Annotated in this window: 13 protein-coding genes and 1 riboswitch; of the genes, 7 read left to right on the top strand and 6 right to left on the bottom strand. The window is 68.4% G+C overall.

What is annotated here, in order from left to right:
* Window positions 1-52: 52 nt before the first annotated feature.
* Entirely contained in the window at window positions 53-202 is a 150-nt protein-coding gene (locus FDZ84_RS04855; RefSeq protein WP_246868799.1) for a hypothetical protein, read from the bottom strand.
* Window positions 203-488: 286 nt separating this feature from the next.
* On the opposite strand from FDZ84_RS04855, the gene FDZ84_RS04850 reads away from it, so the two are divergent.
* Complete coding sequence (locus FDZ84_RS04850) at window positions 489-1,316, top strand: trypsin-like serine protease (RefSeq protein WP_168584901.1); 828 nt, start codon at window positions 489-491, stop codon at window positions 1,314-1,316.
* 158 nt (window positions 1,317-1,474) lie between these two features.
* On the opposite strand, the gene FDZ84_RS04845 is transcribed toward FDZ84_RS04850, so the two are convergent.
* Both FDZ84_RS04845 and FDZ84_RS04840 read right to left on the bottom strand, forming a co-directional pair.
* Window positions 1,475-1,954 carry a hypothetical protein gene (locus FDZ84_RS04845; protein ID WP_168584900.1) on the bottom strand — a complete coding sequence of 160 codons (480 nt, stop codon included), beginning with the start codon at window positions 1,952-1,954 and terminating at the stop codon, window positions 1,475-1,477.
* A 12-nt stretch (window positions 1,955-1,966) separates the two neighbouring features.
* Window positions 1,967-4,681, bottom strand: a complete 2,715-nt coding sequence (locus FDZ84_RS04840) for an RHS repeat protein (protein ID WP_168584899.1) — start codon at window positions 4,679-4,681, stop codon at window positions 1,967-1,969.
* A gap of 266 nt (window positions 4,682-4,947) precedes the next feature.
* On the opposite strand from FDZ84_RS04840, the gene FDZ84_RS04835 reads away from it, so the two are divergent.
* Window positions 4,948-5,295, top strand: coding sequence for a hypothetical protein (locus tag FDZ84_RS04835; RefSeq protein WP_168584898.1), 348 nt, complete (start codon window positions 4,948-4,950; stop codon window positions 5,293-5,295).
* 493 nt (window positions 5,296-5,788) lie between these two features.
* On the opposite strand, the gene FDZ84_RS04830 is transcribed toward FDZ84_RS04835, so the two are convergent.
* Together FDZ84_RS04830 and FDZ84_RS04825 are read right to left on the bottom strand one after the other, a co-directional pair.
* Window positions 5,789-5,995 (bottom strand): type VII secretion target, encoded by a 207-nt coding sequence (locus tag FDZ84_RS04830; protein ID WP_168584897.1) that lies wholly within the window; start codon window positions 5,993-5,995, stop codon window positions 5,789-5,791.
* A gap of 24 nt (window positions 5,996-6,019) precedes the next feature.
* Window positions 6,020-6,469: a YbaB/EbfC family nucleoid-associated protein gene (locus tag FDZ84_RS04825; protein ID WP_168584896.1), complete on the bottom strand. Its 450-nt coding sequence runs from the start codon at window positions 6,467-6,469 to the stop codon at window positions 6,020-6,022.
* A 222-nt stretch (window positions 6,470-6,691) separates the two neighbouring features.
* On the opposite strand from FDZ84_RS04825, the gene FDZ84_RS04820 reads away from it, so the two are divergent.
* Complete coding sequence (locus FDZ84_RS04820; RefSeq protein WP_168584895.1) at window positions 6,692-7,159, top strand: GNAT family N-acetyltransferase; 468 nt, start codon at window positions 6,692-6,694, stop codon at window positions 7,157-7,159.
* Between the two features lie 694 nt (window positions 7,160-7,853).
* Window positions 7,854-7,980, top strand: a riboswitch (cobalamin riboswitch).
* 55 nt (window positions 7,981-8,035) lie between these two features.
* Window positions 8,036-10,051 (top strand): putative cobaltochelatase, encoded by a 2,016-nt coding sequence (locus tag FDZ84_RS04815; RefSeq protein WP_168584894.1) that lies wholly within the window; start codon window positions 8,036-8,038, stop codon window positions 10,049-10,051.
* A gap of 188 nt (window positions 10,052-10,239) precedes the next feature.
* On the opposite strand, the gene FDZ84_RS04810 is transcribed toward FDZ84_RS04815, so the two are convergent.
* A complete protein-coding gene (locus FDZ84_RS04810; RefSeq protein ID WP_168584893.1) occupies window positions 10,240-11,412 on the bottom strand; it encodes an MFS transporter in 1,173 nt (390 codons plus the stop codon).
* 216 nt (window positions 11,413-11,628) lie between these two features.
* Here FDZ84_RS04810 and FDZ84_RS04805 point away from each other — a divergent pair, with 216 nt between their 5' ends.
* Genes FDZ84_RS04805 through FDZ84_RS04795 form a run of 3 tightly spaced genes read left to right on the top strand, consistent with a single transcriptional unit; the run spans window position 11,629 to window position 14,059 of the window.
* On the top strand, window positions 11,629-12,030 hold the full coding sequence (locus tag FDZ84_RS04805; protein WP_168584892.1) for a hypothetical protein: 402 nt from the start codon (window positions 11,629-11,631) through the stop codon (window positions 12,028-12,030).
* A 16-nt stretch (window positions 12,031-12,046) separates the two neighbouring features.
* Window positions 12,047-12,586 (top strand): DUF3558 family protein, encoded by a 540-nt coding sequence (locus FDZ84_RS04800; protein WP_371812781.1) that lies wholly within the window; start codon window positions 12,047-12,049, stop codon window positions 12,584-12,586.
* 42 nt (window positions 12,587-12,628) lie between these two features.
* Complete coding sequence (locus tag FDZ84_RS04795) at window positions 12,629-14,059, top strand: PPE domain-containing protein (RefSeq protein WP_168584890.1); 1,431 nt, start codon at window positions 12,629-12,631, stop codon at window positions 14,057-14,059.
* Window position 14,060: the final 1 nt, after the last annotated feature.

The raw sequence follows: 14,060 nt of genomic DNA, 5'->3' as shown, positions 1-14,060 counted from the left end.
ACCGCGGTGTTCTGGTCGATCGCCTACCTGGGCTTCGGCACGCCGCTCGCGGTCAGCCCATCCCGGCGAGCGCGAGCAGCCCGGCCCGGCGGCCGGCCGTCAGCGAGGTGCGAAGCAGCAGGAAGACGTCAACGCCCGGGGTGAGGATGACGACCGCGCTGGCCAGCAAGAACGCGGGCAACGGGGTCAGGTCCGCAAGCACGGCATCCTCCTTCGCGACAGCGCGCAGCACTGATCACTTGATCGTGTGGAATCGATCACCTGGTCGGGCACAGTTCACGGGCCCGGCGCGAGGCGTGCTTCGGGTCCGTGGTGGTTGGGGAAGGATGAGTGGCTGCCATCATCGACGCTCTCCGCAAAATTTCCCATCATAATCCATATTAACGAAATATTTTCCCGAGAACGTGTGAGTTGCGCCTCGTGAAGTTTCCGTATCGGAGTGACTACGGTGTGCCGTCGGCAAGATCCGCGACAGCTGGAGGCACGACGTGGGGTGTGGCAGTGAGCGCAGGACCGGAACGGCGCGCAAGGGGGCGCTGCTGCGGCTCGTGGTCACCGGCGCGGTGACGGCCCTGGCCGGACTTCACCCGGTGGCGGCCAGCGCGGCGGAGCAACCCGAGGCGCGCGTGCTCGGCGGCTCGGAAACCAGCACGGACGACGCCCCCTGGGCCGTGGCGGTGACCGACGACTACGGCCGCCAGTTCTGCGGCGGCACCCTGGTGAGCCCGATCAAGGTCATCACGGCGGCGCACTGCACGGTGGACCCGGCGACCGGCACCAGGCGGGCTCCGGAGGGACTGCGCGCGATCGCGGGACGCACCGATCTGCGCACGGAGCGCGGCGTGGTCGGGGAGATCCAGAGCATCTGGGTCCACCCCGGCTTCAAGGACTACACCCGTGGCGACGACGTCGCGGTGCTGACCCTGCGCGCCCCGATGCCGCAACGCCCGCTGAACGTCGTGGGCCCGGGTGAAGCCGCGCCGTACCAGCCGGGGGCGGTAGCGCGGGTTTACGGCTGGGGCCGCACCAGCGAATCCGGTCCGCCGTCGAACACCCTGCGCTCGGTTGACGTCCCGGTCACCACCGATGAAACCTGCCGGACCGCGTACCCGAACTACGACGCCCGGAGCATGTTCTGCGCCGGAGTCCCGGAGGGTGGCACGGACGCCTGCGCCGGGGACTCGGGTGGCCCGATCGTGGCGGACAACCGCCTGATCGGAGTGGTCTCCTACGGCACCGGTTGCGGCCGCCCCAACACCCCCGGCGTGTACACCCGGCTGAGCAGCTACGCCGCGGAGCTGTCGGCGGAGCTGTGACCGCAGCGAAATGGCTCGGCGGGGTCAAACGGTCGTAGTCCGTGTCTCCGAAAACCTGCAATTCGACGTTGTGGGAAATATTGAAAGCTGGATCTGGTCCGTTGTCGATTAGGCTAATGTCCTGGAGTTCGCGACCGATAAGGCTCTTGGAGTGGATTTCAACGCGGCCTGGTTCGGTCGTTGAAATCCAAGACGGCTCTCCGGAGGGCTCCTGCGACGATTGCATCCTCCGCCGAATCCAGGCCGAGGCCCTCCCGGTGTACGTGCAAGGATTTCGATTCGCTCTGGTTGGAGAGAAAATCATTGAAGGTGGTCATGGGGACGGCGAACATCGTGTAGAAGCGGTCTTCCAGCTGGCTCGGGTCTGCAACCTCGTCCCCAGGAGGAAATGGCAGGGTCGTGACGATTAGAGCCGGGAGTCCGTCGTTCCGGCTGTTTGGGAGAACTTGTGATACTCCGGGCTTCGGGGTTCCGCCGTACCGATCGTGTGCCAGGTAGAACTTGATCAAAATGGCATCGCAGCCGATCGCCGTGTCCTTGACTGCGCCCGTGCGGAACTCGATATTTGTGATATCGCCGAGTGTTGCTCTGAACCGGCTGGCTTTTTCGTCGGTTGTGGTAGCGAAGATCAAAAGCATGCTGTCTCGTTCCTAGATGGACGCGTGTGGAAGAACGCGAGGTCTGCTTAACTTGTCCAGCAGTTCGCTTGGCAGTGCCACGCCTGGAAGTCCGCCCTTGACGTCCGAGATATAAGGAAGGACGCTCTCGTCCGGAATCAAATCTCTCTGAATTGATGTTCGTACGATAGTATACGCGCCTTCATCGGGCCAGTTTCGGTACGCCTCCCTCGCGTAGGCTGCCGCGTCCTCGGCGCTTTGCGAGAAGTACTTGCTCTCGATGCCCTGAGGGTTCGAGAAGGCGCGGTTATCGAGGATGTCCTTCAACTCGTCTTCTTTTACCGCACGATAGAGCTCGACGTGGTCATCTTTGCAGGACCAAAGGCCGAACGGGTCCACCCAGGTGTACGGATTGTGCACGTAGCTGTGGGTCTGAAATCCGCCTTGCAACCCGAGCGGGTCGGCACTGCTGTAGCGGCCGGTCGCCGGGTCGTAGTGGCGAAAGTAGTTGTAGTTGAGGCCGGTTTCCTGGTCGTGGTACTGGCCGGGGAAGCGCAGCGGGGTGTAGGCGCCCGTGCGGCTTTGGTCCGTTGTGTTGCCCCACAGGGTTGTTCGGTGGAACCAGGCGATGCCGCCTTGGTCGTTGATGAGTTCCGTGGGGGAGCCGACGAGGTCCGTGACGATGGAATAGAACTGCTCGTCCACCCACTGCTGCGGGGCGTGGCGCAGCGGTGATCGTTCGGTTTGGGTGATCGGCCGGAAGGAACCGGGTTCGTAGTTCCAGACCGTGACGCGACGGTCGCCGAGTTGGGGACCGTTCGGCACGCCGTCGGTGTGCGCCTGTTCGGCGAGTACCGAGCCGTCCCAGATGAACTCGGTCTGCTCGACAACTCGCGTGCCGTCGGGGGTCAGGCGTTGCTTGGCGACGCGGCGGCCGAGGGGGTCGTAGCGGTATCGCCAGCGGGAGCCGTCCGGGGTGAGGACTTCGACCAACCGGTCGTCGGCGTCCCAGAAATACCGCCAGGTCTCGGGTTTCTGGGACAGGCGCTTGCGCTGGCGGAGCACGACCCGGCCCTGTGCGTCGTGTTCGTAGCGGACGTTTCCCGTGCGGCGCACGAGGGTTCCGCTGTAATCCCGCTCGCCTAGCGCTTCGGCATCAGGCGAGCCTTGCGGAACCGGCCAGGAGGCGTTCGCGATGTTGCCCGCCGAGTCGTAGGCGTAGCGTTCGGTCCAGCCCGCGCCCTGGACGACGGTCACCCGGCCCGCCTGGTCGAGTTCGAACGTGCGCGGGCCGGTGAGCTGGTCGTCGATTCCGGTCAGATAGCCGTCCGCGCGGTAGGTGTACGTCCGGTGCTGGATGGACCGGCCGCCGGGTCCGTTGAGTTCCTGCGAGAGCAGTTGGTGGTTGGCGTCCCATGCCTGGGACAGGACGGTGTTCGGGCCGAGGGCCCGTTGGATCTCGTGGCCTGCCGCGTCGTAGCCAAAACGGAGGGTGCGGCCGGAGATGTGCAGCGTAGTGGGGCGGCTGTTCGCGTCGTACTCCCAGATGCTTTCCGCGCCTGATGGCGTGCGGCGGTGGGTTCGCCTGCCCAGCGCGTCGTAGGCCGAGGCGACCGTTCGGCCGTTGATCGTTTCGGCTTGTACTCGTCCGAGCGGGTCTCGGTGGAAGGCGACCCGGGTGTCGGGGTTCAACGCTTCGACGAGCCGCCCCAGCTCGTCGTAGGTGTACGTCGTCGTCATCGAGCCGTTCCGGCGCTCGATGACGTTGCCCAGCGCGTCGCGTCCGAAGTAGGTGACCTCACCTGCGCCGTTGGTGCGTTGGAGGAGTTGGCCGGCCGCGTCGTGCCGGTAGGTGATCATCCGGCCGTTGAAGTCGGTCTCGCGGACCAGGTTTCCGGCCGGGTCGTAGTCGTAGCGCCAGACCAGCCCCTGCTCGTTGGTGACGCCGACCAGGCGCAGTTCGGTGTCGTAGGCGAATTCGAGGCGGGTTCCGTCCGGCTTGACCTCGGCCGACGGCAGGTCGAAGTGGGTGACCTCGGTGTGCGTCTCCTGCCCCCGGGCGTCCACGTGGGTGCGGAGGTTTCCCTCGCCGTCGTAGATCCACCGCTCGGTGGCCCCGTCCGGCAACGTGCGCCACGCAGGTTTCCCGTCGACGGTCCAGCCGAACCGGGTGGTTCCGCCCAGCGGGTCGGTGATGGCCATCACCCGCCCGAAGGCGTCGCGCTCGTATCGCACAGTGCTGCCCAACGGATCGGTCACCGACGCCGGCAGCCCGGCGGAATCTGTTTCGACCAACCGGGCGCTTCCGAGCGCGTCGGTCACGGCTGTTAGGCGGCCGTGCTCGTTGTAGCTGTAGTGCGTGACCGCGCCTAGCGGGTCGACCACGCTGGTCAGGTTGCCGCGTTCGTCGTACTCGCGGCGGGAGATCGAGCCGTCCGGGGTGATGACGATGATCGGTAGGCGGAGGTCGTTGTATTCGAAGCGGGTTTGGGCGCCGTCGGGGCGGGTTACCGCGACGAGGTTCTCGGCGTCGTCGTACGTGTACCGGACCGTGCGGCCGAGTGGGTCCGTTCGGGACAGGAGTCTGTCGTAGGCGTCCCACTCGGACACCGTTTCGCCGCCCAGCGGGTCGATTTCCCGGACCACCTGGCGCTTTTCGTTGAGGTGGAACGTCTTGACGTGGCCGAGGGAGTTGGTGAGGCGGGTGACCCCTCGCCGCTGGCGACGTCGATCGGGTCGTTCTCGCACTTCCGGTCGGTCGCGTCGCGGTTCGGGGTCTCCGGGTCGTCGGTCTTGTTCTGGAGGTTGCCGTCTTCGCTCTTGGAATTGGGGTTGTCCGGCGTGGAGCTGTCCGGGGTTGACGACGTTCCGTCCGGGGTCGTGCTCGACGGGGACGTGTCGGGGGAGTCGGGGTGGTGTCCGGGGCGTCTGGTTTGGGGGACGGCGCGTCCACGCTGGACGGCTTGGTGCTCGCTGGGCCGTCGGCCTTGCGGAGGCCTTTGAGGGCGTCCTTGATGCCTTCCCAGATCTCGTCGAGCTTCTTCAGCAGCGGTTGCAGCTTGTTCAGTGACCGGGTCAGCTTCAGGAGGACGTCGGAGATCTTGCTGACCCACTTGGCGATCATCCCGGCCGCTTCGGCCACCACCGCCGGGGTGCCGACGCCGAGGGTGCCGCCGATTTCCGCGATCCAGCGGGGGATTTTGGTGATCAGCGCCGCCACGCACTCCGCGACCAGGTCGCGCACCAGCTCGCGGACGACGCCGACCAGCACGCCGACGATCTCGACGACCGTGCTGATGGTGTTCGCCGCGCCGCCCGCCGCTTTGATCTGCTCGGCTTGCTTCGTGGTGGCGTTCTTGTAGGCGTCGGCCGCCGCACCGGTCCAGGTGCCGGTGATGTTGTTGACCTCGTTGGTGAAATCGGCCGCGACCTGCTCCACCGATTTCGCGACGTTGCCCCAGGTCTGGGCGTAGGCGGAGATCTGGTCCGGGTCGCCGGCCAGCCAGTCCAGGGCGTCCGACAGCGGCTTGACGTGCTCCATCAGCCAGGACACCGCGTACGAGACCAGCGTGCCGACCGGGTCCATGACCATCGACAGCGCTTCCAGCCCCATGCCGGCCGCGCCGAGCGCGATCTCCGACCAGGAACCCGATTCGATGCCGGACTGGAGGTCGCCGACGGACTCGAGGATGCCGATGCCGCTGACCCCGGTGGTCGAATCCTGCCGCGGCGCGACCAGCGGGTTGCCGGCCATCACACCTCCCAGCCGGAGAAGCTGTCGGCGTTCGCCTCGTCACCGGACTCGTAGGTCTGCGCGGTGTCCTTGACGTTGCCGGCCTGGTCGGTCATGGATTCTCACGCGGTGGACAGGGCGTCGACCCCGGGCTGCGAGACCGCCTGCACGATCGGCACGAAGAACGAGCAGATCACCCCGTAGGCCTCGGAGCCCATCGTGACCTGGTTGGCCGCGTCCAACGCGGTCTGCAGCTGGTCGGAGAGCGCGTCGAGCTTGCTGGCGTGCGACCGGAGCTCCTCCGGAGACACGCCGAATGCGTCCGTCATCGTCAACCCCCAGCCGACGCCTGGTCACCGCAGGTACGTGTCGCCGTTGAAGTCCTCGTCTGCGGGCGGCTGCTCGGCGCGTTCCTCGGCTTCGGGATCCGGGAAGCGCTCCTGGTACGCCGACAGGACCGCGTTGACGGTCTCGGGGTCGTCGCCGACAGTGGCCGACATGGCCTCGGCCACCTTGTCCCGGAGACCTGCCTGGGCCTGCCGCATGGTCGTCAGCACCGCTTCGGTGAGCCCCGCGCCGGACATCCGGCGCGCGTCGTCGGTGATCTGCAGGTCGGTGACCGCGCCGGCGCTGTCCACAGTCACCCGCACCACCCCGTCGCGGGACTCCGCGCTGGCACTGACCGCAGTCACCTGCTGCTGCATCTGCTGGTAGCGCTCGGCTTTCGCCTCGACGTTGGCCGCCCAGCGCCTGATGTTCTCCTCGGTGTGCGCGCCATCGCCGCCGAAGATCGGTTCGCTCACAAATCCCCCCAAGCCACTCGCCATGACTGATCGATCACTGATCACGCGCAGGCTAGTCGAGGGACCTGCGGAGGGTCAGCGCTTCGGCGCCAAACTGCCCCGAACAGCGGCGCCGAACTGCCCCGAACAGAGCAGCGGGAAAGGGTGTCGGCGAGTGGCGTTGACTACTCCCCGCGCTGGTGAATGAGGGTTTCGAGACCCGGCTGTGATATCCAGGTAAGAGTGACCCTCCAGCCGCTCGCGACCGCCGTCCACCGCGCCTACACCGCGGACCTGGACGCCGAGGACTTCTACCGGATGTTGCGCCTGCGCGTCGACGTGTTCGTCGTCGAGCAGGAATGCCCCTACCCGGAGCTGGACGGTCGCGACCTGGAGGAGACCACCCGGCACTTCTGGATCGACTCGGCCGACGGCTACGTGCTCGGCTATCTCCGGCTGCTGGAAGATCCCGACGGCACCTTCCGCATCGGGCGGGTCTGCACCGCCAAGGACGCGCGCGGCCTGGGCCTGGCCCGCAAGCTGATGCGCGCCGCGGTCGCCGAGGTGCAGCACTCGCCGGCCGTGCTGGCCGCGCAGACCTACGCCACGGACTTCTACCGCTCCTTCGGTTTCGTCGAGGACGGCGAGGAATACCTGGAGGACGGAATCCCGCACGTCGACATGCGCCGCGAGCCCCGCCGCCGCGCGTGATCGGCTACTGCGGGCTTGACCGCGATCGTTCGGGCTACCGCGCTCCCGGCGTCAACGCGGAGCGTTGCGCAGCGGCAACGGCTGCACCGAACGGCGTGATCGCCGCGGCGTGCTGCCCCCGCAGCCGCCGCCCTGCCCCCGGCGCTTCGCGGCCGGGTCGACCACGCGCACCGCTTCTGCCGGCGCCGCACCGGCCCGGACGCCGCCTGAGCCTGTTCCGGTCCAGGGGCGTGTTCGAGCGTGCCCTCGTCCGGCGAGCACCTGCTCGCGTATTTCAACCGCGTCCGGGACAGCCCGGCCATTCGGCGCGATCCCGGCTTGCACGTGCGTTCGCGCCGGCTGCTCCCGCTAGGACGTGTTTTATAAGCGGCGGCAGCCGCTTGCGGTGTGGGACTCAACTGGCACCGCCGCGGGTTCTCAGGGGTCCTTCTCGCGAGGACAGCCCCGAGGTGGTGAATTGGCATTCATGATGTCGGGGAACACGTGCGCGAGAAGGCCTCTGAGGTTCCGCTACCCGCACCCCTACGCAAACCACTTTCGAAACAGGCCTTAAATCGCCGACTCCCGGCACGCCGCGCGCCGGTGCGGAGAGCAAGGCGCTCTCCAGTGGTGCTGGTCTCCTCGGGGTGGTGGTCGGTTGGTCAGGCGGCCGGGTTCTGCGACGATGCACGGTGATCCGAATGCAAGGGGTGCGTCAGGAAGCCGGTGGGAATCCGGCACGGTCGGCGCCACTGTGACCGGGGAGCGGCCCTCCCCCCGCGAGCCACCGGGGCGACCTGGGAAGGCCGGAGGGGCGCGACGATCCGGGAGTCAGGACACTGCGGCCCCTTGTTCCCGCCACCGGGGCGTCCGCACCCCGAGGAAGGAACACCAGGCATGTCCGCTGTTCCGCGCTTTCCCTTCTCCGCCGTCGTCGGCCACGACGACCTCCGGCTGGCGCTGCTGCTCAACGCCGTTCACCCGCGCATCGGCGGGGTCCTCGTCCGAGGCGAGAAGGGCACCGCGAAGTCGACCGTGGTGCGTGCGCTGGCGTCGTTGCTGCCGCCGCTGGACGTGATCGCAGACTGCCGCTTCGGGTGCGATCCGCAGGCCGCGGACCCGCAGTGCCCGGACGGTCCGCACGGCTCCGCCGCGACGCAGCACCCCGCCCAGCTAGTTGAGCTCCCGGTGGGCGCCACCGAGGACCGGTTGATCGGCTCGCTCGACCTGGAACGTGCCCTGACGGAAGGCGTCCGCGCCTTCCAGCCCGGCCTGCTCGCCGCCGCGCACCGGGGCGTGCTTTACGTCGACGAGGTGAACCTGCTGCACGACCACCTCGTCGACCTGCTGCTGGATGCCGCGGCGATGGGGCGTGCGCACGTCGAGCGCGAAGGCGTCTCGGTCTCGCATGCGGCGTCGTTCCTGCTGGTGGGAACGATGAACCCGGAGGAAGGCGAGCTGCGCCCGCAGCTGCTGGACCGGTTCGGGCTCACCGTGCACGTCGCCGCTTCGCGCGAGGTGGCGACCCGGACCGAGGTGGTGCGCCGCCGCCTGGCGTTCGAAGCCGACCCGGCCGGGTTCGCCGCGCGGTGGGCCGACGCCGACGCCGAACTCGCCGCACGGATCTTGGCCGCCCGCGCCCGGGTGGACGCGGTGGTCCTCCCGGATACCGAGCTGCGCCGGATCGCCGCGCTGTGCGCGTCCTTCGACGTCGACGGCATGCGAGCCGACCTGGTGCTGGCGCGCACCGCCGTCGCGCACGCGGCCTGGCGCGGAGCCGAGGCGGTCGCCGAGTCGGACGTCGAAGCGGCGGCCAGGCTCGCGCTGCCGCACCGTCGCCGCCGCGACCCCTTCGACGAACCCGGCATGGCCGAAGACCAGCTCCAGCAGGCCCTGACGGAGGCGGCGGAGCACGCCGACGACGGCGGCGGCGACGAGCCGCCGGAAGGCCCGGACGGCGGCGGCCAGCCGCCGGAGGGGCCGACCGAGCCGGACGGCGGAGCCGGTGGCGGCTCGGAGGAGCGCAGCGACGGTCGGGCGCCCGCGGAGCGGCCGCCGGCAGCGCCGGCCGCGGCGTTCCGGGCGCGGCTGCTGGAGGTGCCGGGGCTCGGCGACGGGGCGCCGGGACGGCGGTCGCGGTCCCGGGCGCGCAGCGGCCGAGCCACCCGGTCGTCCACTGTGGAGGGACATGGCATCCACCTGGCGGCCACGCTGGCCGCCGCGGCGCCGCACCAGGTCGCCCGCGGCCGCCGCGGTCCCGGGCTGGTGCTGCGGTCCGACGATCTGCGGCGCGCAATCCGGGAGGGGCGCGAGGGGAACCTGGTGCTGTTCGCGGTGGATGCGTCGGGGTCGATGGCCGCCAGGGAGCGGATGTCGGCGGTCAGTGGCGCCGTTCTGTCGCTGCTGCGGGACGCCTACCAGCGGCGCGACAAGGTCGGCGTGGTGACCTTCCGCGGCGACTCCGCGGAGCTCGCGCTGCCGCCGACGTCCTCTGTGGACATCGCGGCCGCGCGGATGCGGGGACTGCGCACCGGCGGTCGCACGCCGCTGGCCGACGGGCTGCTGCGGGTTCGCCGCGTGGTGCAGACCGAGCGGATGCGGGACCCGAACCGGCGGACCCTGGTCGTGCTGCTGACCGACGGAAAAGCCACCGTGCCGGTGAACCGCGAGGACGGCGGGCGGCTTCGGGCGCAGCGCGCCGTCGACGACGCGCTGCGTTCGGCCGGACTGCTCGCCGAGGCGGGCGTGGCCTCCGTCGTGGTGGATTGCGAGAGCGGGCCGGTCCGACTCGGGTTGGCGGCCCGGCTCGCGGCCGCGCTGGACGGCCCCTGCCTGCGGTTGGAGGAGCTTTCGGCCGACAACGTCGCGGGCGTGGTCCGCGCGGTCCGGGACGAGCGGCCCCGCGCGGCTTGATCTCGTTTTGATTACGAGATTCGGCGTTCTGCCTTCTGGCCTAGCCGACTGATTGGTACGGTACTGCCGTCCACCTGACCCCCAGGGGTGGACCTCCAAGATGCCCCCGCGCTCCCAGCGACCCCCAGGCTGGTCGAGTGCGGGGGCTCTTTTCCCGGCCGTCCGGATTCGGCTCGTTCCGGCGAGCTTCACCCGGCCCGGCCAGCGCGTGCCGGTTCGTTCCGCTGCTGGTAGCGGTAGCGGCACGCGGACGCGGTGATCAGCAGCGGAACCGCGGTGGCGGCGGCGATTCCGAAGACCAGCGAGTACGAACCCCGCTCGACGAACGGACCCGCAGCAGCCGAAGCGACCGCGCTCCCGAGGAACAGCGCCGAGGCGAACAACGCCACGGCGGTGCCCCTGGCCTCCGGGACCACCGACGTCACCCAGGTCTGCAGCGACGAGTGCATGAACGACCAGCCGCCACCGAGCAGCAGCGCCGCGAGCACGACGGTCGCGATGTTGGCGTCGGCCGTCACGACCAGGTATCCGAGCGCCATCGCGGTGCCGCCGATCGCGATCAGCTGCCAGACCGCCAGCCGCCGCCCCAAGACCTTGACCAGCCTGGAGAACGACCACACGCCAAGGCCGTAGGTCGCGGTGGCGAGGCCGGCCACGGCGACGGCGACACCTCCCTGCACCAATGCCGAGGGGAGGAACGTCATGGTGCCCAACAGCACCGCGCCCTCGACGAACACCAGCCCGAAGACCAGCAGGGCCCAACGATTCCCCAGCACCGCCATCAGGTGGTTGCGCACGCCCTCGACCTGGGCGCGCTCCGGCTCCGGAAGCTTGCGGAGCCGGAATGCGCACAGAGCGGCGAACCCGGCCGGGACCGCGAAAACCGCGCGCCAGTCCAGGAAACCGGCCAACAGCCCGCCGACGGCGGTCGCCAGCGCGGTGCCCATCGCCGACGCCGCCATCAGGTCCGAAAGGGCGGCCTGGCGGTTCTTCTGCGGCACGGTGTCGCCGACGTAGGTCAGCGAACCCGGAACGACCGCGCCCATGCACGCGCCGGTGATGGCGCGCGCCACGACCAGTGCGGTCAGTTTCGGCGCCAGCGCGGAGACCACGCCCGCCGCAGCGGCACCGAGCAGCGTGCCGCGCATGACCGGAACGCGCCCGAACCGATCCGACAGCAATCCCCAAACCGGTTGGGAGAGGCCGTAAGCGAGGAAGTAGCCGCTCGCAGCGGCGACCGCCGCCCCCAGCGGCACCTGCAGGCCGAGCGCGATCAGCACCAGCATCGGCGTGACCGCGAAGCGGTCGAAGTTGGAGATCAGCGTAGCGGCGGACAAAACCAGCGGCGGCCTGGTCGGCATCGGGCGGCTCCTGCGGATTGGGACGCCCATTCATGTTCGCCGACCGCACCGTTCCAGAACCCCGTGACCTCGGCCACCATCGGGTCGGCGGCGCTAGGCCATTGGGGCGTGATCTAGGGCGGGGTATTGCGGATTTGTCTCGTATCGGCGTTCCGGGGTACGTCCAGGTGCTAGGTTCGGGCGCGCTGTGGGGCTAGACGAACTTGGGGAGAAGCGATGACGGGGCCGGTTGGGACAGCAGCTGGGCTCGCCGCCACGAACGACGCCATGCAGGGCATCATCAGCGCGGCCGGCAACGGGAGCTTCCGCGTAACACCCGAGGCGGGCGATGAGCTAATCAGGATCTTTCAGGATTTCCAGGACAACGCGTTGAATCAAATGCGATCAGACCTGTTTACCTTGACGGCGCAAACCCCGTTGGGAGACAGCCCAGCGGGGCTGGCAATCGCAGAATTCAACAAGCAGGTCGCAGCAGGTGGCGACGGTCGGTCGTACGGAGAGCTGATCATGCAGATGCAGGAACGATTGCCTCAAGTGATCGAAGCGATCAAGAAGGGCATCCAGGCCTACCAGGAAGTCGACGAGGGCAACGCTGGCAACGTTGGCGTGCGGGATTGAGAACGGGGACGCTTAGATGCGTAGGTCGTTGACGAAGTCTGTGATCGCTGGAGCACTCGCCCTATTGGCGATGGGTGTCGCGGGCTGTGGAGCGTCGGGCACTAGCGGAACTGGCAATGGATCTAGCGAAAGCAGTGAGAGCGCATCGCCGACGAGCAGCGCGGCTGGAACTGTCGATCCCTGCGAGACGCTGAAGTCGGCTGATACGGCCGAGCTGGGCGTTGAAGGCTCAGGCGTGGCCAAGCGGATCGCTGGTGCCCCTGCATGTGACTTCAAGCTTGCTGCAGGCGGGCTCATTTCCGTAGTGGCAAACAACAACAAGTCAGTGGATGAGCTGAACTTCGCAGATGGCAAGGTGGATTCGGTTTCCATTGGGGGAGTGGACGTCAAGCGCGTCCGCGAGCTCGTCGGACCCGGGGATTGCGGCGTTTTCTTCCCGCTCTCTTCTAATGCGTCGCTTCAGGTCAGCGCCGTTAAGTCTCTGGACACCGAAGCGGCGTGCCAGGTGGCGCAGGAGGCTGCGCCGTTGGTGCTGGCAAACGTACCGAAGAACTGAAGATCAGATCGCAGAATTGAAAAAGGTAATCGAGGGGAAGTCATGACGTCGCCGCCGGGTGGCGAGTACGAGTACATCGCCGACTACGAGCAGGATGCGTACCAGCAGGGGCAGCAGCAGTACTCCGGCCTGTCCAACGTGCCGCTCGTTGGCGATGCTCTGACCCAGGCGTTGGCGCGGGCCCAGGCTCACCAGGAGGCTGCGAAGTACGGGCAGCACCAGGCCCAGACGCTCTCGGTCGATCAAGAGCTTCGCGAGAAGCCCGGTGCGCTCGGCAACACCCACTACCTGTCTTTCGAGCACAAGGAGATGGACAGGTTCGTCAAGGAGAACTTCGACCCCACTGCAGTGCACGACATCGGCCGCGTCTATTTCGGCCACGGGGAGAAGTTCTTGGACTTCGCCGACCAGATCAAGCAGGCCGCGGCCAAGACCCAGGAGACCTGGCAGGGCGAGGCGGGCGACGCCATGCGGGCGCATGTCACGCAGCTTGCCGATCACATGTCGCACTCCGGCAGCGCCGCTCAGTTGACCGCCAACCAGGTTGGCATGCAGGCCGAGGCCGGGGAGCGGGCGCGGAATTCGATGCCCGAGGTCATCGAGTTCGACATGAAGCAGGAGTTGAAGAACTACTTCTCCGATCCGAACCCGTTCACGGCCATCAGCCGCGCCAACGACATCGTGGAGAAGCAGGAGAAGAGCCAGGCCGCGCACCAGGAAGCGGCCCAGGTCATGTCGACCATGGAGACCGATTTCGGGCAGGCCGCAGCGCAGACTCCCGCGTTCGTGCCCGCCCCGCGCGGGCCTGAGGAGCAAACGAACACTCCGCAACAGCAGCAGAACACGATCGGTTCCATCGACCCGTCGATCAGCACGTCGAGCAAGCCTTCGTCGACCCAATCGGCATGGGCAAGCCCACACACCGCGACGCCCCAGTACAGCCCGCCGAGCACCCCGTCGGTGCCGCCGAGCAGCACGACCCCGGTGTGGCAGCAGCCCACGGCGACGCCGTCGTCGGGCACGCGGTGGAATCCGCAGGCCGGCCAGTGGGAGCGCCAGAACCCCTACAACGGGCGTTGGGCTCCGCTGCCGCCGAATCAGCAGCGACCCGGGCCCGGTGGGGGTCGACCGGGCGTCGGTGGCGGTGGCCGTCCGGGTGGCATGGATGGTGCCGGTCGGGGCGGTGCCGGTCGGATCGGCGGCGTCGGTGGTGCCGGTGGCCAACTGGGCGCGGGTGGTCGTGCCGGTGTCGGCGGGCTTGGTGCCGCCGGAGGTGCCGGTGCTGGTGCTACCGGTGCGGCGGGTGCTCGTGGTGGTGCCGGGATGGCCGGTGGTGCCGGTGCCGCCGGGCGCGGTCAGGGCGGGAAGTCCGAAGAGGACAACGAGCACGAGAGCAAGTACGTGCTCGACACCGACGAGGCTTGGGAAGACCTCGGGTTGCCGAAGGTCGCGCCGCCGGTGTTCGGCGAGTAGC

This window comes from Saccharopolyspora sp. ASAGF58 (genome assembly GCF_012277335.1).
Lineage (GTDB): Bacteria > Actinomycetota > Actinomycetes > Mycobacteriales > Pseudonocardiaceae > Saccharopolyspora > Saccharopolyspora hattusasensis.
Note: the sequence above shows the minus strand (reverse complement) of the source record. Positions and strands in the feature narration are given on the sequence as shown.